We start from the raw sequence: 20,540 nt of genomic DNA on the forward strand, positions 1-20,540 counted from the left end.
GATGAGCGACACCCGGCACGACCCGGTGCTCGGCAGCGGAGCGGAGCCGTCCGAGCGACCGCTGGGGCGGCTCGTCGTCGTCGCCGACAACCGGATCGCGGCCGCCCTCGCGGACATCGCCACGGCGACCGGGTGGGACGTCGTGCGGCTTCCCGCCGTCCCCACGGCCGAGGAGGCGGGCGACCTCGGGCACGTCGACGCCCTCGTCCTGTGCGACCACGACGCCGAGGGCGCGGGTGACCTGCTGCGCGGGGCCCTCCGTGCGGGTGTCGGCCACGTCGCGATGATGGCGAGCCGGTCCCGCTCGGCCGGGCTCCTGGCGGACCTGCGCGACGAGGGGTTCGGCGAGGACGACCTGCGCCGGCTCCACGTGCCGGCCGGGCTGCGGATCGGCGGCCGGTCGGCGGGGGAGATCGCCCTGTCCGTCATGGCCGAGGTCGTCGCCGGCCGCCACGGGGCGGGCGGCGGTCCGATGCGCGAGCACTGACGGGTCGTACGCTGCGCGTGCCGCCGTCGCGCCCGCCCCCACGTCACCTAGGGTTGGGGCATGAGCGACGTCGTGGCCCTGGCTGGCGTCGGTGTCGTGCGCGGGGACACGACGATCCTCGACGACGTGACGTGGGAGGTCGAGGAGGGCCAGCGTTGGGTCGTCCTCGGCCCCAACGGCGCCGGCAAGACGACCCTGCTGCAGCTCGCCGCCGCCCGGATCCACCCGACCCGCGGCGTGGCCGGTGTCCTCGGCGAGGTGCTCGGGGCCGTCGACGTCTTCGAGCTGCGTCCCCGGATCGGGCTCTCCAGCGCCTCCCTCGCCGACCGCATCCCGCCGCACGAGCGCGTCCGGGACGTCGTCGTCACCGCCTCGTACGGCGTCGTCGGGCGCTGGCGCGAGAGCTACGACGGCATGGACGAGCGACGCGCCCTCGAGCTGCTCGAGGCCCTCGGTGCGGCGCATCTCGCCGACCGCCGCTACGGCACCCTGTCCGAGGGGGAGCGCAAGCGGGTGCAGATCTCCCGGGCGCTGATGACCGACCCCGAGCTCATGCTCCTCGACGAGCCCGCCGCGGGGCTGGACCTTGGTGGTCGTGAGGACCTCGTCCGGCGCCTCGGCCTCCTCGCCGCCGACCTCGCGGCGCCGGCCTTGGTGCTCGTGACCCATCACGTCGAGGAGATCCCGCCGCACTTCACCGACGTGCTGCTGCTCCGGGGCGGCCGGGTGGTTGCCCAGGGCCCCATCGAGATCACGCTGACCCGTGAGAACCTCGAGGCGACCTTCGGGATGCCACTCGAGCTCGAGGTGCGCGGCGAACGGTTCGCGGCTCGGGCACGATAGGGGCCCGGGTCGCGGGAACCGCGACCGCGGTCGGCACGTCCGACCACCGAACGCCCGAGGAAGGGGAGAGCGATGGAGTGGCTGGCCGAGAACGCCTGGCTCGGATGGCTGGGGGTCGCGCTCGTCCTCGGGGCCATCGAGACCGCCACCGTCGACTTCGCGTTCGCGATGCTCGCCGGCGGAGCGGTCGCCGGAGGGGTCGCGGCGCTCCTCGGGTTCCCCTTCTTCTTCCAGATGGTCGTCGCCATCGTCGCGGCGATGGGCCTGCTCTTCCTGCTGCGCCCGGTCCTGAAGCGACGGTTCACCGACGACGCGACCGACCACCGGATCGGCGCCTCGGCGCTCGTCGGACGCACCGCCTGGGTGCTGCAGACCGTCACCGAGACCGACGGACGCGTCAAGCTCGGCGGCGAGACCTGGTCGGCCCGGCTTCCCGACGACGGCGAGCCCGTCGGCCCCGGGGACGAGGTCCGCGTCGTCGCCATCCACGGCGCGACCGCGATCGTCGTCCCCAAGCCCGCCCGGTCCCCCGAGCCCCCCACGACCACCCCCTGACACCCGCCGGCCACCCACGAAAGGCCCACCATGGACGGAATCGGTCCCCTCATCGTCATCGTGCTGCTCGCGATCTTCGCGGTCATCGTCCTCATGCGGACGATCCGGATCGTGCCGCAGCAGACGGCGCTCATCATCGAACGGCTCGGCCGCTACTCACGCACGCTCGAGGGAGGCATCCACTTCCTCGTCCCGTTCGTCGACATCGTCCGGGCCAACATCGACCTGCGTGAGCAGGTCGTCTCCTTCCCGCCGCAGCCGGTCATCACGAGCGACAACCTCGTCGTGTCCATCGACACGGTCATCTACTACCAGGTCATCGACTCCAAGTCGGCGGTCTACGAGATCGCGAACTTCATCGCCGGCATCGAGCAGCTGACCGTCACGACGCTGCGCAACGTCATCGGCTCGCTCGACCTCGAGCAGACGCTGACCAGCCGCGACCAGATCAACGGCCAGCTGCGCGGCGTGCTCGACGACGCCACCGGCAAGTGGGGCATCCGCGTCAACCGCGTCGAGCTCAAGGCCATCGACCCGCCCGCCTCGGTGCAGGAGTCGATGGAGAAGCAGATGAAGGCCGAGCGGGACCGTCGTGCGGCGATCCTCAACGCCGAGGGCATCAAGGCGAGCCAGATCCTCACGGCCGAGGGCGAGAAGCAGTCCTCGATCCTGCGGGCCGAGGGCTCGGCGCAGTCCCGGATCCTCGAGGCCCAGGGCCAGGCCCGCGCCATCCAGCAGGTGTTCGACGCCATCCACCGCGGCAAGCCCACCCAGAAGCTGCTGGCCTACCAGTACCTCCAGGTGCTGCCGCAGATCGCCCGAGGCGACTCCAACAAGATGTGGATCGTCCCCAGCGAGCTCACCGACGCCCTCCGCGGGATCGGGGGAGCGCTCGGCAACCAGCAGGCCCCGTCCGGCGACGGCGACGACGACGGCTGGGTCGAGCCGGAGGAGTCGATGTCCAACGCCTTCGAGGACACCGTCCTCGAGGACCCGTCGGAGGCGCTCGCCGCCGCCCGCGGGCAGGCGGCGCAGTCCAGCAAGGAGGCCGAGACGCACGCGACGCCGACCTCGCGGGTCCAGCCGCCGGTCCGTCCCGGCGCCGACGCGGTGCCGCCGCGGCAGACCCCGCCCTCGGCCGCGCCGCAGGACCCGGAGCCGCAGCCGCCGACCCCTCCGGCCGCGCCGGACACCCCTCCGGCCGCGCCGGAGCCGCCGCAGGAGCCGCCGACCAGGCCCTGACCTGCCGTCCGGACACCCCGTCGCCCGCACTAAGGTGACGGGGTGTCCGTCGGTGAAGCCCTCCTCGTCGTGCTCGCGGGGATGGGGGCCGGGACGATCAACACGATCGTCGGCTCGGGCACCCTCATCACCTTCCCGACGCTGCTCCTGCTCGGGATGCCGCCGGTCGCGGCCAACGTGACGAACAACCTCGGCCTCGTGCCGGGCAGCCTCGCCGGGAGCATCGGCTACCGCAAGGAGCTCGTCGGCGCCCGGCGCGACCTCGCCCGGCTCGTCCCGATGTCCCTCGTCGGCGGGCTCGTCGGCGCCCTCCTGCTCCTCGTCCTCGACCCCGACGTCTTCCGCGCCGTCGTGCCGGTCCTCATCCTCCTCGGCGTCGTCCTCGTCGTCGTCGGTCCGCGGATCAACCGGTGGGCGGCCGCCCGCCGGGACGGCGACGGGACCGCGGCCTCCCGGCACACGCTCGCGATGCAGGCGGGCGTCCTCGGCACCGGCGTCTACGGCGGGTACTTCGGCGCCGCCCAGGGCGTCCTCCTCATGGGGGTCATGGGGGCGCTGAGCAGCGAACCGGTGCAGCGGCTCAACGGCTACAAGAACGTGCTCGCGACCGTCGTCAACGCCGTCGCCGCCGTCGTCTTCCTCGTCGTCGCCCGTGACCTCGTCGACTGGTGGGTCGTCCTGCTCGTCGCGGTGGGCTCGACGCTCGGCGGGGTGCTCGGGGCGACCGTCGGTCGCCGGTTGCCGCCGCTCGTCCTGCGCGGGGTCATCGTCGTCATCGGTCTCGTCGCCGTCGTCAACCTCCTCGTGCTCTCGTGAGCGTCGTGCGCGTCGAGGACGCCGCCGACCCCCGCCTCGAGGACTACGTCTCGCTCACCGACGTCGCGCTGCGGCGCCGGCTGGAGCCCGAGGGCGGGCTGTACGTCGCCGAGTCCGAGAAGGTGATCCGGCGGGCCCTGCGCGCCGGCCACCGGCCCCGGTCCTACCTCATGGCGCAGCGGTGGCTCACCGACCTCGGCGACCTCGTCGCCGACGCCGAGCGCGACGGGGTTCCGGTGTACGTCGGGGAGCACGACGTCATCGAGCGGCTCACCGGCTTCCACCTCCACCGTGGGGCGCTGGCCTCGATGCACCGGCCGGCGCTCCTCCCGCTCGCCGAGGTGCTCCGGGACGCCCGGCGCGTCCTCGTCCTCGAGGACGTCGTCGACCACACGAACGTCGGTGCCGTCTTCCGGTCGGCCGCGGCGCTCGGGATGGACGCCGTGCTCGTCACCCCGCGGTGCGCCGACCCGCTGTACCGGCGGGCCGTGCGGGTGTCGATGGGGACGGTGTTCCAGGTCCCGTGGACGCGCGTCGACCCGTGGCCCGGCGGGGTCGAGCAGCTGCGTGCCCTCGGCTTCCACGTCGCGGCGCTCGCCCTGGCCGAGGACGCCGTCGGGCTCGACGCGCTCGCGGCCGACCCACCGGAGCGGCTCGCGCTCGTCCTGGGCACCGAGGGGGACGGGCTGTCGCGGCGGACCGTGACGGCCGCCGACAGCGTCGTGACGATCCCGATGGCCGGAGGGGTGGACTCGCTCAACGTCGCCGCCGCCGGGGCCGTCGCCGCCTGGGCGCTGCGGAAACCTCCGCGCGTGGACTAGCGCACGAGGCGGTCCAGCAGCCGGTCGACCTCCGCGTCCGGGTCGGGGCAGGCCCCGCCGTGGACCGGCCCCGGCTGAAGGACCGTCGAGCGGGGCGCGCTGAGCCAGCCGAACCGCTTGCCCTGCGTCGTGAGGGCGGCCTCGACACCGGGCGGCGGACCCGCGCACATCGTGCCGACGGCCTCCAGCGCGGCCGCGAGCCCCTCGAGGTCGGCGTCCGGCGCGACGGCGAGGACCCGCGCCTCGTCGACGTGCCACGCGCAGCGGAGCACCCCGGCGGCCTGGCTGTGCAGGACGACGCCGACGTTCAGGCACTCCCCGCGGTCGACACGGGGGACGAACCGGAGGACGACGTACTGGTAGGGGTGGCTCACGATGCGCTCCCGAGCCATGCCTCCGGGGCCGCGAGCCGCTCCCGCAGGTGCTCGACGTACGCGTGCCGCACGTCCTCGAGGGTCGGCAGGCTCGTCGTCGTCTCGAGCCAGTCCTGCGGGACCGCCTCGACGACCGCGGCGAGGACGTCGTCGGTGAGCCGGGACGCGAGCCGGTCGTGCGCCGTGCGCAGCGGCTCGGCGACAGGGGCGAGGACGTGGCCGGAGGGGTCGAACGGCTGCGCGACGAAGCGCGCGGCGTCCGGGGGGCGGCTGGGCCAGGAGTGGTGGAACCACAGCGCGGCGCCGTGGTCGATCGCCCACGTGCGGCCGTGCCACACGAGGAGGTTCGGGTTGGCCCAGGTGCGGTCGACGTTGGCGGTGTAGGCGTCGAGCCAGAGGATCGCCCCGGCGTCCTGCGCCGACGGCGGACGGGTGCCGTCGTAGCCGAAGGCACCCGGGAGGAAGTCGACCCCGAGGTTGCGCCCGGGGCTCGCGGTGAGCAGGTCCTGGACCTCCTCGTCCGCCTCGTACCGGGCGATCGCCGACGGCAGGTCGACGACGGCCAGCCGTGGCGTCGGGATGTCGAGGCGTCGGGCGACCTCCCCGACGAGGACCTCGGCGACGAGGACCTTGCGTCCCTGCCCGGCCCCGGTAAACTTCACGACGTAGGTGCCGAGGTCGTCGGCCTCGACGAGCCCGGGGAGCGAGCCGCCCTCGCGCAGGGGCGCGACGTAGCGGACGGCGGTCACGGGCTCCAGCACCCGGTCAGGCTACGGCAGGGCACTAGTCTGGCGGCGATGAGCACCGAGCAGCGACGCCTGGCCGGACGGTACGCCCTGGACGCCCCCATCGGTCGGGGCGGCATGGGCGAGGTCTGGCGGGCCACCGACACCGTCCTCGACCGCGAGGTCGCCGTCAAGACGATCGACCTGCGCCGGGTTCCCGACGAGGCGGGCGCCGCCCGGTTCGAGCGCGAGGCGCAGGTGACGGCGGCGATGAGCCACCCGAACGTCGTCACCGTCCACGACACCGGGGTCGAGGACGACACCGCCTACCTCGTCATGGAGCTGCTGCCCGGGCCCAGCCTCGCCGACCGGATGGCCGAGGGCCCGCTGCCCGTCGACGAGGTCGCCGATGTCGGCCGGCAGGTCGCCGCGGCCCTCGAGGCCGCGCACGAGCGCGGGCTCGTGCACCGTGACGTCAAGCCGGCGAACCTCGTCTACGCCGCCGACGGTCGGGTGCGCGTGCTCGACTTCGGCATCACCCAGCTCGGGGAGTCGGCGGCGGCGAACCAGGCCCTCACCGCGACGAACACGGTCATGGGGACCGCCGAGTACCTCGCACCGGAGCAGGCGACCGGCGGCCGGGTGGACGGCCGGGCCGACCTCTACGCGCTCGGCTGCGTCCTGTTCGCGCTGCTCACCGGACGGGCGCCGTTCAGCGGCCCCACCCCGGTCGCGACGATGATGATGCACGCCACCGACGAGGCCCCGGACGTGCGCGACCTGCGCCCGGACACCCCGGCGTGGCTCGCCGGGCTCGTCGGCTCGCTCCTGGCCAAGGACCCGCAGGACCGACCGGCCGGGGCCGGCGCGGTCGTCGCCGCCATCGACGCACGGCGGGCTCCGGAGGCCGCTGCGGGTCGCACGACGGTGCTGCCTGCGGCAGGGGCAGCCGCGGGTGCCGCGGCGACCCAGCGCCTCGACCGGGGCACCCCGCCCCCGCCTCCGCCGCCCACCGGCCCGGCCCGGGTCGGACCCCCTCCGGGCGGCCGTGAGCCGCAGCGGCGCTCCTCCGCAGGCATCTGGGCCCTCGCGGCCGTCGTGGCCGTCCTCGCCCTCGTCGTGGGCTGGCAGCTGCTCTCCGGCGGCTCGGACGAGCAGGGCCAGGAGGCGTCGAGCACGCCGACGTCGACGACCGCCGAGCCGGCACCGACCTCGGAGGCGCCCGAGCCGACGACCGAGGCTCCCGAGCCGACGCAGGAGGAGCCGGAGCCGGAGCCCGAGCCGACCGAGCAGGCCCCCGACCCCGCTCCCGTCCAGGACGCGCTGGGCCGGACGGACACCGGTCTCAACGACGCGGCCCAGGCGGACCAGGCGGACCGTCAGACGGTGCAGGACCTGCGGCAGCAGCTGCGGGACGTCGAGAGCGCGCTGCGCGACGGGGACGCCGAGGGCGTGGCCGAGGCGCGGGACGACTTCGTCGAGAGCTACCGGGAGGCCGTGTCGGACGGCGAGGTCTCGCCCGAGGCCGCCGGGACGCTCGACCCGGTCGTCCAGGACCTGTCGAACGCCGTCGACGCCTACGTCGGCTGACCGTCGTCGCCCCTCGCTGCACGACGAAGGCCCCGGACCTGAGCGGTCCGGGGCCTTCGTCATCCGGTGTCCGAGGGGGGACTTGAACCCCCATGCCCTAATACGGGCACTAGCACCTCAAGCTAGCGCGTCTGCCAATTCCGCCACCCGGACGAGTGGTGCGAGGCCGGCCGGGGAGGCCGTCCTGCGACCAGGAACGATACACGCCCCAGGGCCGGGAACCGAAATCGCCCGTCGGGAGCGCGCCCCCTAGGGTGAGGGGATGAGCGAGACGCGCCCCGAGGACGAGGTCGTCCGGATCTGCCGGGACCTGATCCGGATCGACACGACCAACTACGGCGACGGCAGCGGTCCGGGCGAGGCCGAGGCCGCCGCCTACGTCGTCGACCAGCTGCGCGAGGTCGGGCTCGAGCCGACGACCTACGAGTCCGACCCCGGCCGGACGACCGTCGCGGTCCGGATCCCCGGTGCCGACCGGGAGCGGGGGGCCCTGTGCATCCACGGGCACCTGGACGTCGTCCCGGCCAACGCCGAGGACTGGCAGGTCGACCCCTTCGGCGCGGAGCTGCGCGACGGCTGCGTCTGGGGCCGCGGCGCCGTCGACATGAAGGACATGGACGCGATGATCCTCGCGTGCGTCCGGGACATGGCCCGCACCGGCACCGTCCCGCCGCGCGACCTCGTCGTCGTGTTCTTCGCCGACGAGGAGGCCGGTGGCCGCAAGGGCTCGCACTTCATGGTCGAGCACCATCCCGAGGTCTTCGAGAACGTCACGGAGGCGATCAGCGAGGTCGGCGGCTACAGCGTCACCGTCACCGACCGGCACGGGGACGAGAAGCGCACCTACCTGCTCCAGACGAGCGAGAAGGGCATCACGTGGCTGCGGCTCACCGCGCACGGCCGCGCCGGCCACGGCTCCGTCCCCAATGACGAGAACGCCATCGTCCGGCTCGCCGAGGCCATCGCCCGGATCGCCGAGCACAAGTGGCCGCGCGAGTACATCCCCGCGGTCCGCACCCTGCTCGACGGTCTGTCCGAGCTCACCGGCACCCCGTGGTCCGACGAGGACCTCGAGGACCTGCTCGACCACCTCGGCGGCGCCCAGGGCTTCGTCCGGGGCACCCTCCAGGACACGAGCAACGTCACGATGCTCGACGCCGGGTACAAGCACAACGTCATCCCGCAGCAGGCGTCGGCCAACGTCGACTGCCGCTTCCTGCCCGGCCACGAGGACGACCTCATGGCGACGATCCGCGAGCTCGCGGGCGAGCACGTCGAGGTCGAGGTCCTGCACCGCGACATCTCGCTCGAGGCCCCCTTCGAGGGCGACCTCGTGGAGCGGATGGTCCAGGCCCTGCGCGACGAGGACCCGGACGCCGAGGTGCTGCCCTACTGCCTCTCCGGTGGCACGGACAACAAGGCGCTGTCCCTCCTCGGCATCACCGGCTACGGCTTCGCGCCGCTGCGGCTGCCCGCGGACCTCGACTTCGCGCCGATGTTCCACGGCATCGACGAGCGGGTGCCCACCGAGTCGCTCGAGTTCGGGACCCGGGTGCTCCAGCGCCTCATCGCGACGAGCTGACCGAGCGCCGCGCGCGGATGATCCGGCGGCGCAGCCAGGTCCTGGTCATCCCTCCCATGTAGGTGCGGGTCCGGGCGAGCTCCCACCGCCCGTACTCCGCGTGCTCGGTGAGGGCGCGGCGGATGTCGGAGCGGTCCGTCTCACGCCCGAAGTTCAGCACGAGGTACTCGTAGTCGGCCACGACCACAGTCTCCACCAGGGCGGTACGGTCTGTGCATGAGCACCGACCCGCGGGCCGCCCTCGCGACACTCGTCACCGCCCTCGAGCGGCATCTCGAGGTGTGCAGCGTCCGTCGCGGGGAGGACGACCCGAGCGTCGTCGCGGCCTACGAGGACCTCGCCGACGCCTTCGAGGACTACGACGTCGCCCTCTACGAGGCGTTCGGCGAGATGACCCCGCTCGACGTCTACGGCGCGGACGACCCGGACGACGACGAGGACGGGCACGTCGACGAGGACGGGGACGACACGCGGATCTACGCCGGTCTGGACGGCGACTACGACGAGGACGACTGACCGACCTCAGGCGAGGTCGGACGACACCTCGTCGAGCGCCTCGACGATCTGCGCGGGCAGCTCCAGGTCCTCGACGGGCAGCAGCTGCGCCAGCTGGCGGGGGGTCCTGGCCCCGAGCACCGGGGCGGTGACCCCGGGCCGGTCGCGCACCCACGCGAGCGCCACGAGCGCGGGGGAGACCCCGAGGCCCTCGGCGGCCGTGCGGACGGACTCCACGACGCCCCGGGTGTGGTCGCCGACGTGGCGGCCGGCGAACCGGGCGAGGTCGTCCGAGGCCAACCGCGAGTCGGCGGGCACGCCACCGCGGTAGCGGCCGGTGAGCACCCCCCGGCCGAGCGGCGACCACGGCAGGAGACCGAAGCCGAGCGACCGCGCCGCGTCGGCGAGCTCGCGCTCGGCCCGCCGCTCGACGAGGCTCAGCTCGACGGAGTCCAACGCGAGCGGCACCCCCTCGGCCGCGAGGAGCGACATCGTGCGGGCCGCCTGCCAGCCGACGTGGTTCGAGACCCCGACGTAGCGCGCCCGGCCGCTGCGCCAGGCGTGGACGAGCGCCGCGACGGTCTCCTCGAGCGGGGTGGCGTCGTCCCAGGCGTGGGCGGCCCACACGTCGACGTGGTCGGTGCCGAGGCGCCGCAGCGAGGTGTCGAGCTGATGCAGCATCGCCCGCCGCGAGCAGTCGACGACGCGGTCCCCGCTGCGGGCGCCGATCCCGGCCTTCGTCACGACGACGACGTCGTCACGGCCCCCGCCGAGGAAGCGGCCGAGCAGCTCCTCGGCACTTCCCCCGCCGTAGCCGTGCGCGGTGTCGACGAGCGTCCCACCGGCGTCCCGGAAGGCCGTGAGCAGGTCCTCGGCGTCCTCGGCGGAGGTGCGTCCGCCCCAGGTCATCGTGCCGAGCGCGAGCCGGGACACGGTGAGGCCGGTGGCGCCGAGCCGACGGGTGCGCATGGGCGGGCAGCCTAGCGGCGGGCGTGCCGGACCCCGGTGAGGCGCACGGGGGCTAGCCTGAGCGCCATGGAGCTCGGACTCGCGGCCGGATACGCAGGCATGGGGATGGGGGAGGACCTGCTCGACCTCACCCGGGAGGCCGACCGGCTCGGCTACGCGTCGGTGTGGGTCGCCGAGGCGTACGGGTCGGACAGTCCGACGGTCCTCGCCTGGCTCGCGGCGCAGACCGAGCGGATCGGGCTGGGCGCCGGTGTCATGCAGATCCCGGCCCGCACCCCGGCGATGACGGCGATGACCGCCGCGACGCTCGACACCCTCTCCGGGGGCCGCTTCCTGCTCGGGCTGGGGGTGTCCGGTCCGCAGGTGAGCGAGGGCTGGCACGGCGTCCGGTTCGCCAAGCCCCTCGGGCGCACCCGCGAGTACGTCGAGGTCGTGCGCACGGCGCTCGCCCGACGGCCGCTGGAGTACGACGGCGAGCACCACACGCTGCCGCTGCCGGACGGCCCCGGGAAGGCCCTGCGGCTCACGATCCACCCGCCCCGCCCCGACCTGCCGGTCTACCTCGCCGCCGTCGGCCCGAAGAACCTCGCGCTCGCCGGGGAGGTCGCCGACGGGTGGCTCGGCATCTTCGTCTCGCCCGAGCACTCCACCGACAGCCTCGACACGGTGCGCGAGGCCCGGGCGGCGGCGGGCAAGGGGACGCCGGAGGACCCGATGGCCGGGTTCGACGTCGTCGCCTCCGTCCCGGTCGTCGTCACCGACGACCTCGAGCAGGCCCGCGCGGCCGTCGCGCCCTACACGGCGCTCTACATCGGCGGGATGGGCAGCCGGGAGCAGAACTTCTACAACCGGCTCGCCCGCTCGATGGGGTTCGAGGAGGCGGCGGACACGATCCAGGACCTCTACCTCGCGGGTCGTCCGCGGGACGCGGCGGACGCCGTCCCGCTCGAGCTCGCCGACGCGACGGCCCTCCTCGGACCTCCGGAACGGGTCGCCGAGCGCGCCCGGCGCTACGCCGACGCCGGGGTGACGACGCTCTCGGTCGCCCCGTACGCGCGCACGACCGAGCAGCGGCTCGCCGTCCTGCGCCTCATGGCCGAGGCCTGCGCCGACCTCTGAGCGCCACCCCCTAGGCTTGCCCGGTGCCCGTCGAGCTCACCTACTTCCAGGCCGTCGTCCTCGGGATCGTCGAGGGGCTCACCGAGTTCCTCCCGGTCTCCTCGACGGGTCACCTCACGATCGCGGAGAAGGTCCTCGGCCTGCCGGTCGACGCCCCGGCGGTGACCGCGTACACCGCGATCATCCAGATCGGCGCGATCGTCGCCACCTTCCTCTACTTCGCGCGGAAGATCGCCCGGCTCTTCCTCGCCTGGGTCGGCGGGCTACGCGACGAGGAGCGGCGCGCGCACCGCGACTACTCGCTCGCCTGGGCCGTCATCGTCGGCTCGCTCCCCATCGGGGTCGTCGGGTTCCTGCTCCAGGACGTCATCACCGGGCCGGTCCGCAGCCTCTGGGTGGTCGCCGGCGCCCTCATCCTGTGGAGCGGCGTCATCTGGTGGGCCGAGTCGCGGCACGACCGGTTCGCCGCCGACGACGCGCAGCGCGGTGAGGAGGGGGTGTCCCTGCGGGACGGCCTCGTCATCGGCGTCGTCCAGTGCTTCGCGCTCATCCCGGGCGTCTCCCGGTCCGGGGCCACCATCTCCGCGGGCATCGCCCGCGGCATCGACCGGGTGACCGCCACCGAGCTGTCCTTCTTCATGGCGATCCCCGCCCTCACCGCGGCCGGCGCCTACCAGCTCGTCGACGAGTGGGACGACGTCATCACCCTCGGGGTCGGGCCGGTCCTCGTCGGCATCGTCGTGGCGTTCCTCACCGCCTACGCCTCGATCGCCTGGCTGCTGCGGTTCGTCGCCGCGCACTCGCTGCGGGCGTTCGTCGGCTACCGGGTCACCCTCGGCCTCGCGCTCCTCGTGGCCCTCGGCGCCGGCTGGATGACCGCGACCTGACCCCCGGACGGGCACCGGCGGAGGACCGCCCCCGGCTCACAGCCAGCCGGCGCGCCGGAACAGGCCGTACAGCGTCCCGCACACCCCGGCCATGAGCCCGACCGTCAGCGGGTAGCCGTAGGTCCAGTCGAGCTCGGGCATGTGGGTGAAGTTCATCCCGTAGATGCCGGCGATGAGGGTCGGCACGGCGGCGATCGCCACCCAGGCCGAGATCTTGCGCATGTCGTCGTTCTGCTGGACCGACACCTGGGCGAGGTAGGCGTCCAGGATGCCGGACAGCAGCGAGTCGTAGGTCTCCACGTGGTCGATGACGGCGACGAGGTGGTCGGCGACGTCGCGCAGCAGCAGCCGCAGCTCGCCGTCCGGGACGGGGCTGCGCGGGGAGGAGTGCAGCATCCGCAGGGGGTCGGCGAGCGGGACGACGGCCCGCCGGAACTCGAGGACCTCGCGCTTGAGCGCGTAGATCGACGCCGTGTCGGTGCGCTCGGGGGAGAAGACGACCGACTCCATCTCGTCCAGGTCCTGCTCGACCTCGCGGTCGATCGCGAGGTAGCCGTCGACCGTGCGGTCGAGGACCTCGTGGAGCACCGCGAAGGGACCGAGGGCGAGCCGCTGCGGGTCGGCCTCGAGGGAGCGGCGCACCCCGTCGAGGGGGCTCAGCTCGCCGCGTCGGACGGTCACGACGAACCGGTCGCCGACGAACACCATGAGCTCGCCGGTCTCGATGTCGGACGTCCGGTCGATGTAGCGCAGGGGGGACAGCACGACGAACACCAGCCCGTCGTAGTGCTCGACCTTCGGGCGGCGCCGCCCGGCGCCGCCGGTCTCGAGGGCGTCCTCGACGGCGAGCGGGTGGATGCCGAGCTCGGTGTCGACCCCGGAGAACTCCTCCTCCGTCGGGTCCTTCAGCCCGATCCACAGGAACCCGCCGTCGTCGGGGCCCTCCCGCAGCCGGCGGAGCTCGTCGGCGAGGTCGCCGCAGTCGCGGCGGCTCCCGCCCTCGTAGATGGCCCGGTCGACGATCACGAGGGCCATTGTGGGTGACCGGGGGCCCGACCGGGGGCCGACGCCGCCGTACAGTGGCCTGTCGTGGCGATCGTCCTCCTCCTCCGGCACGGGCACTCCAGTGCCAACGCCGCCGGCGTCCTCGCCGGCTGGACCGAGGGGGTCGGGCTCACCGACACCGGACGCGAGCAGGCCGAGCGGGCCGCGCGCCGGCTTGCGCCGCTCGACGTCGCCCGCGCCGTCTCGAGCCCGCTGCAACGGTGTCGCGAGACGGTCGCGACCGCCCTGCCCGGTCACGACCCGGTCGTCGACGACCGGATCGGGGAGTGCCACTACGGCGCGTGGACCGGCCGGGCCCTCGCCGAGGCGGCCAAGGACCCGCTGTGGCGGGTCATCCAGGACGACCCCGCGTCGGCCCGCTTCCCGGCGTCGGACGAGCACGCCGCCGAGTCGCTCGGGGAGATGGCGGAGCGGGTCGTCACCGGGGTGCGGGCCCTCGACGCGGAGGTCGAGGAGGCGCACGGGCCGGGGGCGGTGTGGCTCGCGGTGAGCCACGGCGACCCGATCAAGGCCGTCGTCGCGGACGCGGTCGGGGCCGGGGTCGCCGGTCTGCAGCGGGTGCGGGTGGACCCTGGGTCGGTCACGGCCGTGCACGTGACCCGCGAGCGGATGGTGCTGCTCGCGAGCAACACCGTCGACGGGGACCTGGCCCCGCTCGTCGCCCTGCCCACGGGGCAGCGCGCCGGGGACTCGACGGTCGGGGGAGGCGCGGGCTGACCGGTCGGGCAGGTGCGGGGACCGTCCTTGCCGTCCCCCCGTTGTTGCGAATAGTGTGCAACAGATCCGCGTCGCACGGCGCACCCAGCGAGCAGGGGAGGACCCCATGCACGTCCCCGACGGATTCCTCGACGCCCCGACCTCCGTCGGCACGGCGGTCGTCGCCGGCGGTGTCGTCGCCCTCTCGCTCGCGCGCGCCTCGCGCCGCGAGCTCGACGAGCGGACCGCACCCCTGGCCGGGCTCGTCGCCGTCTTCGTCTTCGCCGCCCAGATGGTGAACTTCCCCGTCGGGGCCGGGACCTCCGGCCACCTCATCGGGGCGGTCCTCGCGGCGGTGCTCGTCGGGCCGGCGACGGCGACCCTCTGCCTCACCGTCGTGCTCGGCGTCCAGGCGTTCCTCTTCGCCGACGGCGGGGTCACCGCCCTGGGGACGAACGTCGTCCTCATGGGGCTCGCCGCGGTGTGGGTCGGCTACGGGGTCTCGCGCGCCGTCGTCGCGGTCCTGCCGACCAGGCCGGCCTCGGTGCCGTTCGCGGCGGCGGCCGGTGCCCTCGTCAGCGTGCCCGCCGCGGCGCTCGTCTTCGTCGGCCTCTACGCCGTCGGCGGCGCCGCCCCGATCCCGCTCGACACGCTCGCGACGGCGATGGGGACCTGGCACCTGCTCATCGGTGTCGGCGAGGCGGTCATCACCTTCCTCGCGGTCGGCAGCATCGTCGCCGCCCGGCCCGACCTCGTCCACCTCGCGCGGGGACGGATGCCCGCCCTCGAGCTGCGCACCCCGGAGCACGTCGCATGAGCACCCCCACGTCCGAGCGCACCCCGTCCCCGACGCGACCGCGCGTCACGACCCGCGTCCTCGTCCTCGTCGGGCTCGGGGTGAGCCTGCTCGTCGCCGGCCTGCTCTCCTTCTGGGCCTCCGGGCACCCCGACGGGCTCGAGTTCGTCGCGGGCAGCCTCGGCTTCGAGGGGTCCGCCCGGGACTCGGCGACCGCGGGGTCGCCCTTCGCGGACTACGGCACCGAGGGCGTGTCCTCCGGTCTGCTGTCCGGTGGTCTCGCCGGGGTGGTCGGCGTCGTCGTCACCGCGGTCGTGATGTTCGGGCTCGTGGCGCTCCTGCGGCGCCGCTCGTCCTCGCGCGACTGACGTGGGGTCCGGCCACTCGAGCCACCTGCACGTCGACGGTGACACCCCGCTGCACCGGCTGCCGCCGCACGTGAAGCTGCTGGCGCTGCTCACGTTCGTCCTCGCGGTCGTCGCCGTGCCCTCACCCGCGCACGGCGTGCTCCTCGGCCTGCTCCTGCTCGCCGTGGCCCTGCTGGCGACGACGCGCGTCGCGCCGCGCCATCTCGCTCCCCGCCTCGCGGTCGAGACCCCCTTCGCGATCTTCGCGCTCGTCCTGCCGTTCGTCGCGACCGGCCCCCGCGTCGAGCTCGGGCCGCTCACGGTGTCCGAGCCGGGGCTCGCCGCGGCGGTCGCGCTGCTGCTCAAGGGAACCACGGGCGTCGTCGCCGCCGTCGCCTTCGCGGTGACGACCCGCCCGCGCGACCTCGTCCGGGCCCTGCAGCACCTACGGGTGCCCGACCCGCTCGTCCTCATCGCCTCCTTCATGGTCCGCTACGTCGACGTCGTCGCCGACCAGCTGCGCCGGATGCGCGTCGCGCGGCTCTCGCGCGGCTTCAGTGGCCGGTCAGTGCGGTCCTGGCCCGTCCTCGCCGCCGGGACCGGCGCCCTGTTCATCCGCAGCTACGAGCGGGGCGAGCGCGTCCACCTGGCCATGGTGAGCCGCGGCTGGAACGGACGGATGCCGGTGACCCACCCGCTCACCGCGACGCGCGGGCAGTGGGCACTGGCCGCGCTGCCCACCCTCGTCGCCGTCGCCGCCGCGATCGGTGCGAGGCTGTCCTCGTGACGACCCCCGTCCTCGACCTGCACCACGTGGCCTACGCCTACCCGGGCGGGCACCAGGCCCTCTTCGGCGTCGACCTCCACGTGCACCCGGGGGAGTCGGTCGCCCTCCTCGGTCCGAACGGCGCGGGCAAGACGACCCTCGTGCTGCACCTCAACGGGGTGCTCCGACCCGGGCACGGGTCGGTCCACGTCTCGGGCCTCCCGGTCACCGAGGACACCCTCCTCGAGGTGCGCCGCCGGGTCGGCATCGTCTTCCAGGACCCCGACGACCAGCTGTTCATGCCCACGGTCCGCGACGACGTCGCCTTCGGGCCGGCCAACCTCGGGCTGCGGGGTGCCGAGCTGGACGCGCGGGTGGTCGAGGCGCTCGAGGCGGTCGGCGTCGCCGACCTCGCGGACCGGGCGCCGCACCACCTCTCGTTCGGCCAGCGGCGCCGGGTGGCCATCGCGACGGTGCTCGCGATGCGCCCGGAGATCCTCGTCCTCGACGAGCCGTCGTCCAACCTCGACCCGACCTCGCGCCGAGAGCTCGCCGAGATCCTCCGCTCGCTCCGCACGACGATCCTCATGGTCACCCACGACCTGCCCTACGCCGTCGAGCTGTGCGAGCGCTCCGTCGTCCTCTCGGAGGGGACGGTCGTGGCCGACGGCCCGACCCGCACCGTCCTCGCCGACGAGGACCTCATGCGGGCCCACCGCCTGGAGCTGCCCGTCGGGTTCGCGATCTAGGGTGGGGCGCATGGCATCCACCGTCTTCGACCCGCCCGAGCGCTTCGTCGCCGGGACCGTCGGGCCGCCGGGCGGCCGGACCTTCTTCCTCCAGGCTCGCGGCGAGGGCCGCCTCGTGTCGGTCTCGGTCGAGAAGGTCCAGGTCACCGTCCTCGCGGAACGGGTCACCGACCTCCTCGACACGCACGCCGCCGGCACCGCCACCGAACCCCTGGGCGACGGCGACACCGGACCGCTCGAGGTGCCGATCGAGGACGAGTTCCGGGTCGACACCCTCGGGCTCGCCTGGGACACCGAGCGGAACGTCCTCGTCATCGAGTGCCACGACCAGGACCCCGAGGAGGTCGACGAGGACGCCGTGCAGACCCTGCGGGTCGTCCTCACCGCCGAGGCCGCCCGCGCCTTCGCCCGCCGCGCGGGCAAGGTCGTCGCCGCCGGTCGTCCGTCCTGCCCCTTCTGCGGCCAGCCCCTCGACCCCGGCGGCCACATCTGTCCCCGTGCCAACGGGTACCGGCGCTGAGCTCGAGGAGCTGCTGACCCGCGGGGACCTCACCCCCGTGGGTCGGATCTCCGGCTCCTCGAACGGTGCGCTGCTCTGCGTCGTCGGCGACCCCGCGGACCAGCTCCTCGCCATCCACAAGCCCGAGATCACCGAGCGCCCGCTGTGGGACTACCCCGACGGGACCCTCGTCGCCCGCGAGCGGGCCGCCTACCTCGTGAGCGAGGCGGGGGGCTGGCACGCCGTCCCCCCGACCGTGCTGCGGGACGGTCCGCGCGGACCCGGCTCGGTCCAGCTGTGGGTCGGAGGCCTCGACCCCGCGACGGACGTCCCGCCGCTCGTCGACGTCACGAGCGAGGCCGAGGTGCCCGACGGCTGGCACGTCGTCCTCGAGGGCGAGTCGCCGGTCGGGGAGCCCGTCGTCGTCTCGCACAGCCCGGAGCCGGCCCTGCGTGCGGTCGCCGTCCTCGACGCCGTCCTCAACAACTCCGACCGCAAGGGCGGGCACCTGCTGCGGGACGGCGAGGCGGTCCTCGGCTGCGACCACGGCGTGAGCCTCGGGGTCGAGCCGAAGCTGCGGACCGTCCTCTGGGGGTGGGCCGGTGACCCGCTGCTGCCCGCGGACGCCGCCCGCCTGGAACGGCTGCAGGCGGCCCTCGCGGACGGTCTCACCGAGGCGCTGGAGCCGCTCCTGACCCTCGCGGAGATCGCCGCCCTCACGGAGCGGACGGCGGCGCTGCGGCGCACCGGCAGCCACCCGCTGCCGCACGACGGCTGGTCGGCGATCCCGTGGCCGGCGCTCTGAGGCGCACCCGTAGGCTGGCGCCGTGAAGTCGTGGCCCACCCCGTTCGTCCCCGCCGTCCCCGGTCACGGTGAGCCGATCCGGCTCCACGACGTCCGCAGCGGGCAGCAACGTCCCCTCGAGGTCGACGGGACCGCCTCGATGTACGTCTGCGGGATCACCCCGTACGACGCGACCCACCTGGGGCACGCCGCCACCTACGTCACCTTCGACGTCCTCGGTCGGGCACTGCGCGACGCCGGCCACGAGGTCCGCTACGTCCAGAACGTCACCGACGTGGACGACCCGCTCCTGGAGCGGGCCGCCCGCGACGGGGTCGACTGGCGGGACCTCGCGACGTCCGAGATCGACCTCTACCGCGAGGACATGACGGCTCTCGGGGTGCTCCCGCCGGACGCGCTGTGCGGCGTCGTCGAGTCGATGGACGAGATCGCGGCGGCGGTCCGCGGGCTGCTCGAGCGGGGCGTCGCCTACCGCCTGCCGGTCCCGCCCGGGGAGGGCGCCGACGGCGGCGGCGAGGACGTCTACCTCGACCTCGGGCAGGCCCCGACGTTCGGCACGGTGAGCGGGTGGGACCAGGCCGCGATGGACGAGGTCTTCGCCGACCGCGGTGGCGACCCGGGCCGCGCCGGGAAGCGCGGCCGGTTCGACCCGCTCCTGTGGCGGGGCGCGCGGGACGGGGAGCCGGCCTGGGACGCCGACGGTCTCGGCGCCGGTCGTCCGGGGTGGCACATCGAGTGCACCGCCATCGCGCTGCACCACCTGGGGCACCCGCTGGACGTCCAGGGCGGCGGGACCGATCTCGTCTTCCCGCACCACGAGATGAGCGCGGTCCAGTCCGTCGCCCTCACGGGCGACCCCGTCTTCGCCCGCCAGTACACCCACCAGGCGATGGTCGGTCTCGACGGGTCGAAGATGAGCAAGTCCAAGGGCAACCTCGTGCTCGTCTCGGCGCTGCGCCGCGAGGGCGTCGACCCGGTGGCCCTGCGCCTGCTGCTGCTTGCCCAGCACTACCGCGCCGAGTGGGAGTACACCGACGCGCTGCTCGACGACGCGCGGCGGCGGCTCGAGCGGTGGCGTCGGGCGATGTCGACGAACGGCGGCGTGCCCGCCGAGGCGACGATCGCCGCGGTCCGGGCGGCCGTCGCCGACGACCTCGACACGGCGGGCGCGCTGCGCGCCGTCGACGACTGGTGCGAGCGGACCCTGGCCGGCGGTGCCGAGGACGCCGGGGCCCCCGGGCTCGTCGCGCGGACCGTCGACGCCATCCTCGGCGTCCGCCTCTGACCGGTCCGTCGGCCGGACCGGTCAGAGGAGACGGGGAACGGCCTCGAGACAAGGGAACGTCCCTCGAGACACGACATCCGAACCCTTGCTTCACCGGACATTTCGGGGTCACCCCGAAATCCGGTGACGGGTGGGGTTGACCCTCACACGATGGGAGGCGCCACCGTGGGGCGCATGGACGACACCGAGACCCTGATGTCGATCGGGGAGTTCTCCGCCCGGACCCGGCTCAGCGTGCGCATGCTCCGTCACTACGACGAGCACGACGTGCTGGCCCCCGCAGCGGTCGACCCCCGGACCGGCTACCGCGCCTACGCCCCGGCCCAGGTGGCCGAGGCGCTCCACGTGCGGCGGCTGCGCGACGTCGGGTTCACCGTGTCCGCCATCGTCGCCGTCCGGGCGGCGGCCGGCACCCCCGCGTACGCCGAGGCGCTGGCGGCACAGCGCGCGGCTCTCGAGGAGGAGGCGGCCGCGGCCCGGGGACGGCTGGCGCTCATCGACCGACTCATCTCCGACGAAGGACATCCCATGACCGACATCACCGTCACCCGCACCACCGTCCCCGCCCGCCGCGTCGTCGCCCTGCGCGGCGTCGTCCCGACCTACTCCGACGAGGGGGCGCTCTGGGGCCGGATGATGCCCGAGCTGCAGGCCCAGGGCATCGTCCCGACCGGCCCCGGCGGGTGCATCGAGCACGTCCCCGAGTACGTCGAGCACGACGTCGACGAGTCGGTGTGGCTCCCGGTCGCCCCCGGGACCGAGGCCACGGCACCGCTGGAGGCGCTCGACCTGCCGGCGCAGGACGTCGTCGTGGCCCGCGTCGTGGGCCCGTACGAGCTCATCTCCGAGGCCCACGCCCGGATCCAGGAGCTGTGCGCCGCCGAGGGCCTCCGTCCCGCGGCCACGTCGGCGGACGACCCGGTCGAGGCCAAGGTGTTCAACCGCTACCTCACCGACCCGAGCGGCACCGCTCCCGAGGACCTCGTGACCGAGGTCTGCGTGCCGGTGGCCTGAGGCGGCCACGCGC

25 protein-coding genes and 1 tRNA gene are annotated in these 20,540 nt (G+C 74.3%); 20 read left to right on the top strand and 6 right to left on the bottom strand.

The window, feature by feature from the left end:
* Nucleotide 1 precedes the first annotated feature (1 nt).
* From KC207_RS02980 to KC207_RS03005, 6 genes are all read left to right on the top strand, one after another.
* Nucleotides 2–487 carry an XdhC family protein gene (locus tag KC207_RS02980; RefSeq protein ID WP_211601409.1) on the top strand — a complete coding sequence of 162 codons (486 nt, stop codon included), beginning with the start codon at nt 2–4 and terminating at the stop codon, nt 485–487.
* A 60-nt stretch (nt 488–547) separates the two neighbouring features.
* Nucleotides 548–1,330, top strand: a complete 783-nt coding sequence (locus KC207_RS02985) for an ABC transporter ATP-binding protein (RefSeq protein WP_211601410.1) — start codon at nt 548–550, stop codon at nt 1,328–1,330.
* A 72-nt stretch (nt 1,331–1,402) separates the two neighbouring features.
* The gene (locus KC207_RS02990) at nt 1,403–1,885 is read left to right on the top strand and encodes an NfeD family protein (RefSeq protein WP_211601411.1); all 483 of its coding nucleotides are present in this window, start codon (nt 1,403–1,405) and stop codon (nt 1,883–1,885) included.
* Nucleotides 1,886–1,915: 30 nt separating this feature from the next.
* The gene (locus KC207_RS02995; protein WP_211601412.1) at nt 1,916–3,127 is read left to right on the top strand and encodes an SPFH domain-containing protein; all 1,212 of its coding nucleotides are present in this window, start codon (nt 1,916–1,918) and stop codon (nt 3,125–3,127) included.
* Between the two features lie 42 nt (nt 3,128–3,169).
* Nucleotides 3,170–3,943: a sulfite exporter TauE/SafE family protein gene (locus KC207_RS03000; protein ID WP_211601413.1), complete on the top strand. Its 774-nt coding sequence runs from the start codon at nt 3,170–3,172 to the stop codon at nt 3,941–3,943.
* A complete protein-coding gene (locus tag KC207_RS03005; protein WP_249138516.1) occupies nt 3,940–4,764 on the top strand; it encodes a TrmH family RNA methyltransferase in 825 nt (274 codons plus the stop codon). Before KC207_RS03000 ends, KC207_RS03005 begins: the two co-directional genes overlap by 4 nt.
* On the opposite strand, the gene KC207_RS03010 is transcribed toward KC207_RS03005, so the two are convergent.
* Nucleotides 4,761–5,138, bottom strand: coding sequence for a DUF3037 domain-containing protein (locus KC207_RS03010; RefSeq protein WP_249138517.1), 378 nt, complete (start codon nt 5,136–5,138; stop codon nt 4,761–4,763). The two genes, KC207_RS03005 and KC207_RS03010, sit on opposite strands and share 4 nt — an antisense overlap.
* Nucleotides 5,135–5,899: a HipA family kinase gene (locus tag KC207_RS03015; protein WP_211601415.1), complete on the bottom strand. Its 765-nt coding sequence runs from the start codon at nt 5,897–5,899 to the stop codon at nt 5,135–5,137. The genes KC207_RS03010 and KC207_RS03015 overlap by 4 nt, the downstream gene beginning before the upstream one ends.
* Nucleotides 5,900–5,935: 36 nt before the next feature.
* On the opposite strand from KC207_RS03015, the gene KC207_RS03020 reads away from it, so the two are divergent.
* Nucleotides 5,936–7,453, top strand: coding sequence for a serine/threonine-protein kinase (locus KC207_RS03020; protein WP_211601416.1), 1,518 nt, complete (start codon nt 5,936–5,938; stop codon nt 7,451–7,453).
* A gap of 67 nt (nt 7,454–7,520) precedes the next feature.
* On the opposite strand, the gene KC207_RS03025 is transcribed toward KC207_RS03020, so the two are convergent.
* Nucleotides 7,521–7,606: transfer RNA gene (locus KC207_RS03025), tRNA-Leu, on the bottom strand.
* Between the two features lie 109 nt (nt 7,607–7,715).
* Here KC207_RS03025 and KC207_RS03030 point away from each other — a divergent pair.
* Nucleotides 7,716–9,035, top strand: a complete 1,320-nt coding sequence (locus tag KC207_RS03030) for a M20/M25/M40 family metallo-hydrolase (RefSeq protein WP_211601417.1) — start codon at nt 7,716–7,718, stop codon at nt 9,033–9,035.
* Here the strand turns inward: KC207_RS03030 and KC207_RS03035 are convergent.
* A complete protein-coding gene (locus KC207_RS03035; protein ID WP_211601418.1) occupies nt 9,019–9,216 on the bottom strand; it encodes a DUF5703 family protein in 198 nt (65 codons plus the stop codon). The genes KC207_RS03030 and KC207_RS03035 overlap by 17 nt on opposite strands.
* A 35-nt stretch (nt 9,217–9,251) precedes the next feature.
* Here KC207_RS03035 and KC207_RS03040 point away from each other — a divergent pair, with 35 nt between their 5' ends.
* Nucleotides 9,252–9,551, top strand: coding sequence for a primosomal protein (locus KC207_RS03040; RefSeq protein WP_211601419.1), 300 nt, complete (start codon nt 9,252–9,254; stop codon nt 9,549–9,551).
* A gap of 6 nt (nt 9,552–9,557) precedes the next feature.
* Here KC207_RS03040 and KC207_RS03045 read toward each other — a convergent pair whose 3' ends face one another.
* Nucleotides 9,558–10,499, bottom strand: a complete 942-nt coding sequence (locus KC207_RS03045) for an aldo/keto reductase (RefSeq protein WP_211601420.1) — start codon at nt 10,497–10,499, stop codon at nt 9,558–9,560.
* A gap of 66 nt (nt 10,500–10,565) precedes the next feature.
* On the opposite strand from KC207_RS03045, the gene KC207_RS03050 reads away from it, so the two are divergent.
* Entirely contained in the window at nt 10,566–11,618 is a 1,053-nt protein-coding gene (locus KC207_RS03050) for an LLM class F420-dependent oxidoreductase (RefSeq protein ID WP_211601421.1), read from the top strand.
* Nucleotides 11,619–11,641: 23 nt separating this feature from the next.
* Complete coding sequence (locus KC207_RS03055) at nt 11,642–12,505, top strand: undecaprenyl-diphosphate phosphatase (protein WP_211601422.1); 864 nt, start codon at nt 11,642–11,644, stop codon at nt 12,503–12,505.
* Between the two features lie 36 nt (nt 12,506–12,541).
* On the opposite strand, the gene corA is transcribed toward KC207_RS03055, so the two are convergent.
* Nucleotides 12,542–13,540 (bottom strand): magnesium/cobalt transporter CorA, encoded by a 999-nt coding sequence (corA, locus tag KC207_RS03060; RefSeq protein WP_367616023.1) that lies wholly within the window; start codon nt 13,538–13,540, stop codon nt 12,542–12,544.
* Nucleotides 13,541–13,594: 54 nt separating this feature from the next.
* Between corA and KC207_RS03065 the strand changes: the two genes are divergently transcribed.
* The 9 genes from KC207_RS03065 (at nt 13,595) to KC207_RS03105 (ending at nt 20,527) form a co-directional block, all read left to right on the top strand.
* Nucleotides 13,595–14,287 carry an MSMEG_4193 family putative phosphomutase gene (locus KC207_RS03065; protein WP_211601424.1) on the top strand — a complete coding sequence of 231 codons (693 nt, stop codon included), beginning with the start codon at nt 13,595–13,597 and terminating at the stop codon, nt 14,285–14,287.
* Nucleotides 14,288–14,393: 106 nt separating this feature from the next.
* Nucleotides 14,394–15,083 (top strand): energy-coupling factor ABC transporter permease, encoded by a 690-nt coding sequence (locus KC207_RS03070; protein WP_211601425.1) that lies wholly within the window; start codon nt 14,394–14,396, stop codon nt 15,081–15,083.
* Nucleotides 15,080–15,430 (top strand): PDGLE domain-containing protein, encoded by a 351-nt coding sequence (locus KC207_RS03075; protein WP_211601426.1) that lies wholly within the window; start codon nt 15,080–15,082, stop codon nt 15,428–15,430. The genes KC207_RS03070 and KC207_RS03075 overlap by 4 nt, the downstream gene beginning before the upstream one ends.
* Nucleotide 15,431: 1 nt before the next feature.
* Entirely contained in the window at nt 15,432–16,196 is a 765-nt protein-coding gene (gene cbiQ, locus KC207_RS03080) for a cobalt ECF transporter T component CbiQ (protein WP_211601427.1), read from the top strand.
* Complete coding sequence (locus KC207_RS03085) at nt 16,193–16,924, top strand: energy-coupling factor ABC transporter ATP-binding protein (RefSeq protein ID WP_211601428.1); 732 nt, start codon at nt 16,193–16,195, stop codon at nt 16,922–16,924. Before cbiQ ends, KC207_RS03085 begins: the two co-directional genes overlap by 4 nt.
* A 10-nt stretch (nt 16,925–16,934) precedes the next feature.
* A complete protein-coding gene (locus tag KC207_RS03090) occupies nt 16,935–17,444 on the top strand; it encodes a DUF3090 domain-containing protein (RefSeq protein ID WP_211601429.1) in 510 nt (169 codons plus the stop codon).
* Nucleotides 17,422–18,228 carry an SCO1664 family protein gene (locus tag KC207_RS03095; protein WP_211601430.1) on the top strand — a complete coding sequence of 269 codons (807 nt, stop codon included), beginning with the start codon at nt 17,422–17,424 and terminating at the stop codon, nt 18,226–18,228. Before KC207_RS03090 ends, KC207_RS03095 begins: the two co-directional genes overlap by 23 nt.
* 22 nt (nt 18,229–18,250) lie before the next feature.
* Nucleotides 18,251–19,513, top strand: a complete 1,263-nt coding sequence (gene mshC, locus KC207_RS03100; RefSeq protein WP_211601431.1) for a cysteine--1-D-myo-inosityl 2-amino-2-deoxy-alpha-D-glucopyranoside ligase — start codon at nt 18,251–18,253, stop codon at nt 19,511–19,513.
* A 174-nt stretch (nt 19,514–19,687) separates the two neighbouring features.
* A complete protein-coding gene (locus KC207_RS03105; protein ID WP_211601432.1) occupies nt 19,688–20,527 on the top strand; it encodes a MerR family transcriptional regulator in 840 nt (279 codons plus the stop codon).
* The last annotated feature ends 13 nt before the right edge of the window (nt 20,528–20,540 follow it).

The organism is Phycicoccus avicenniae, assembly GCF_018139485.1.
Classification (GTDB): domain Bacteria; phylum Actinomycetota; class Actinomycetes; order Actinomycetales; family Dermatophilaceae; genus Phycicoccus; species Phycicoccus avicenniae.

Bases quoted from the DNA above. Each gene is read 5' to 3' on its own strand.
- KC207_RS03045 (WP_211601420.1), bottom strand. From the start codon at position 10,499: ATGCGCACCCGTCGGCTCGGCGCCACCGGCCTCACCGTGTCCCGGCTC.
- KC207_RS03105 (WP_211601432.1), top strand. From the start codon at position 19,688: ATGGACGACACCGAGACCCTGATGTCGATCGGGGAGTTCTCCGCCCGG.
- KC207_RS03090 (WP_211601429.1), top strand. From the start codon at position 16,935: ATGGCATCCACCGTCTTCGACCCGCCCGAGCGCTTCGTCGCCGGGACC.
- KC207_RS02985 (WP_211601410.1), top strand. From the start codon at position 548: ATGAGCGACGTCGTGGCCCTGGCTGGCGTCGGTGTCGTGCGCGGGGAC.
- KC207_RS02990 (WP_211601411.1), top strand. From the start codon at position 1,403: ATGGAGTGGCTGGCCGAGAACGCCTGGCTCGGATGGCTGGGGGTCGCG.
- KC207_RS02980 (WP_211601409.1), top strand. From the start codon at position 2: ATGAGCGACACCCGGCACGACCCGGTGCTCGGCAGCGGAGCGGAGCCG.
- KC207_RS02995 (WP_211601412.1), top strand. From the start codon at position 1,916: ATGGACGGAATCGGTCCCCTCATCGTCATCGTGCTGCTCGCGATCTTC.
- KC207_RS03050 (WP_211601421.1), top strand. From the start codon at position 10,566: ATGGAGCTCGGACTCGCGGCCGGATACGCAGGCATGGGGATGGGGGAG.
- KC207_RS03030 (WP_211601417.1), top strand. From the start codon at position 7,716: ATGAGCGAGACGCGCCCCGAGGACGAGGTCGTCCGGATCTGCCGGGAC.
- KC207_RS03040 (WP_211601419.1), top strand. From the start codon at position 9,252: ATGAGCACCGACCCGCGGGCCGCCCTCGCGACACTCGTCACCGCCCTC.
- KC207_RS03070 (WP_211601425.1), top strand. From the start codon at position 14,394: ATGCACGTCCCCGACGGATTCCTCGACGCCCCGACCTCCGTCGGCACG.
- KC207_RS03075 (WP_211601426.1), top strand. From the start codon at position 15,080: ATGAGCACCCCCACGTCCGAGCGCACCCCGTCCCCGACGCGACCGCGC.
- KC207_RS03020 (WP_211601416.1), top strand. From the start codon at position 5,936: ATGAGCACCGAGCAGCGACGCCTGGCCGGACGGTACGCCCTGGACGCC.
- corA (WP_367616023.1), bottom strand. From the start codon at position 13,540: ATGGCCCTCGTGATCGTCGACCGGGCCATCTACGAGGGCGGGAGCCGC.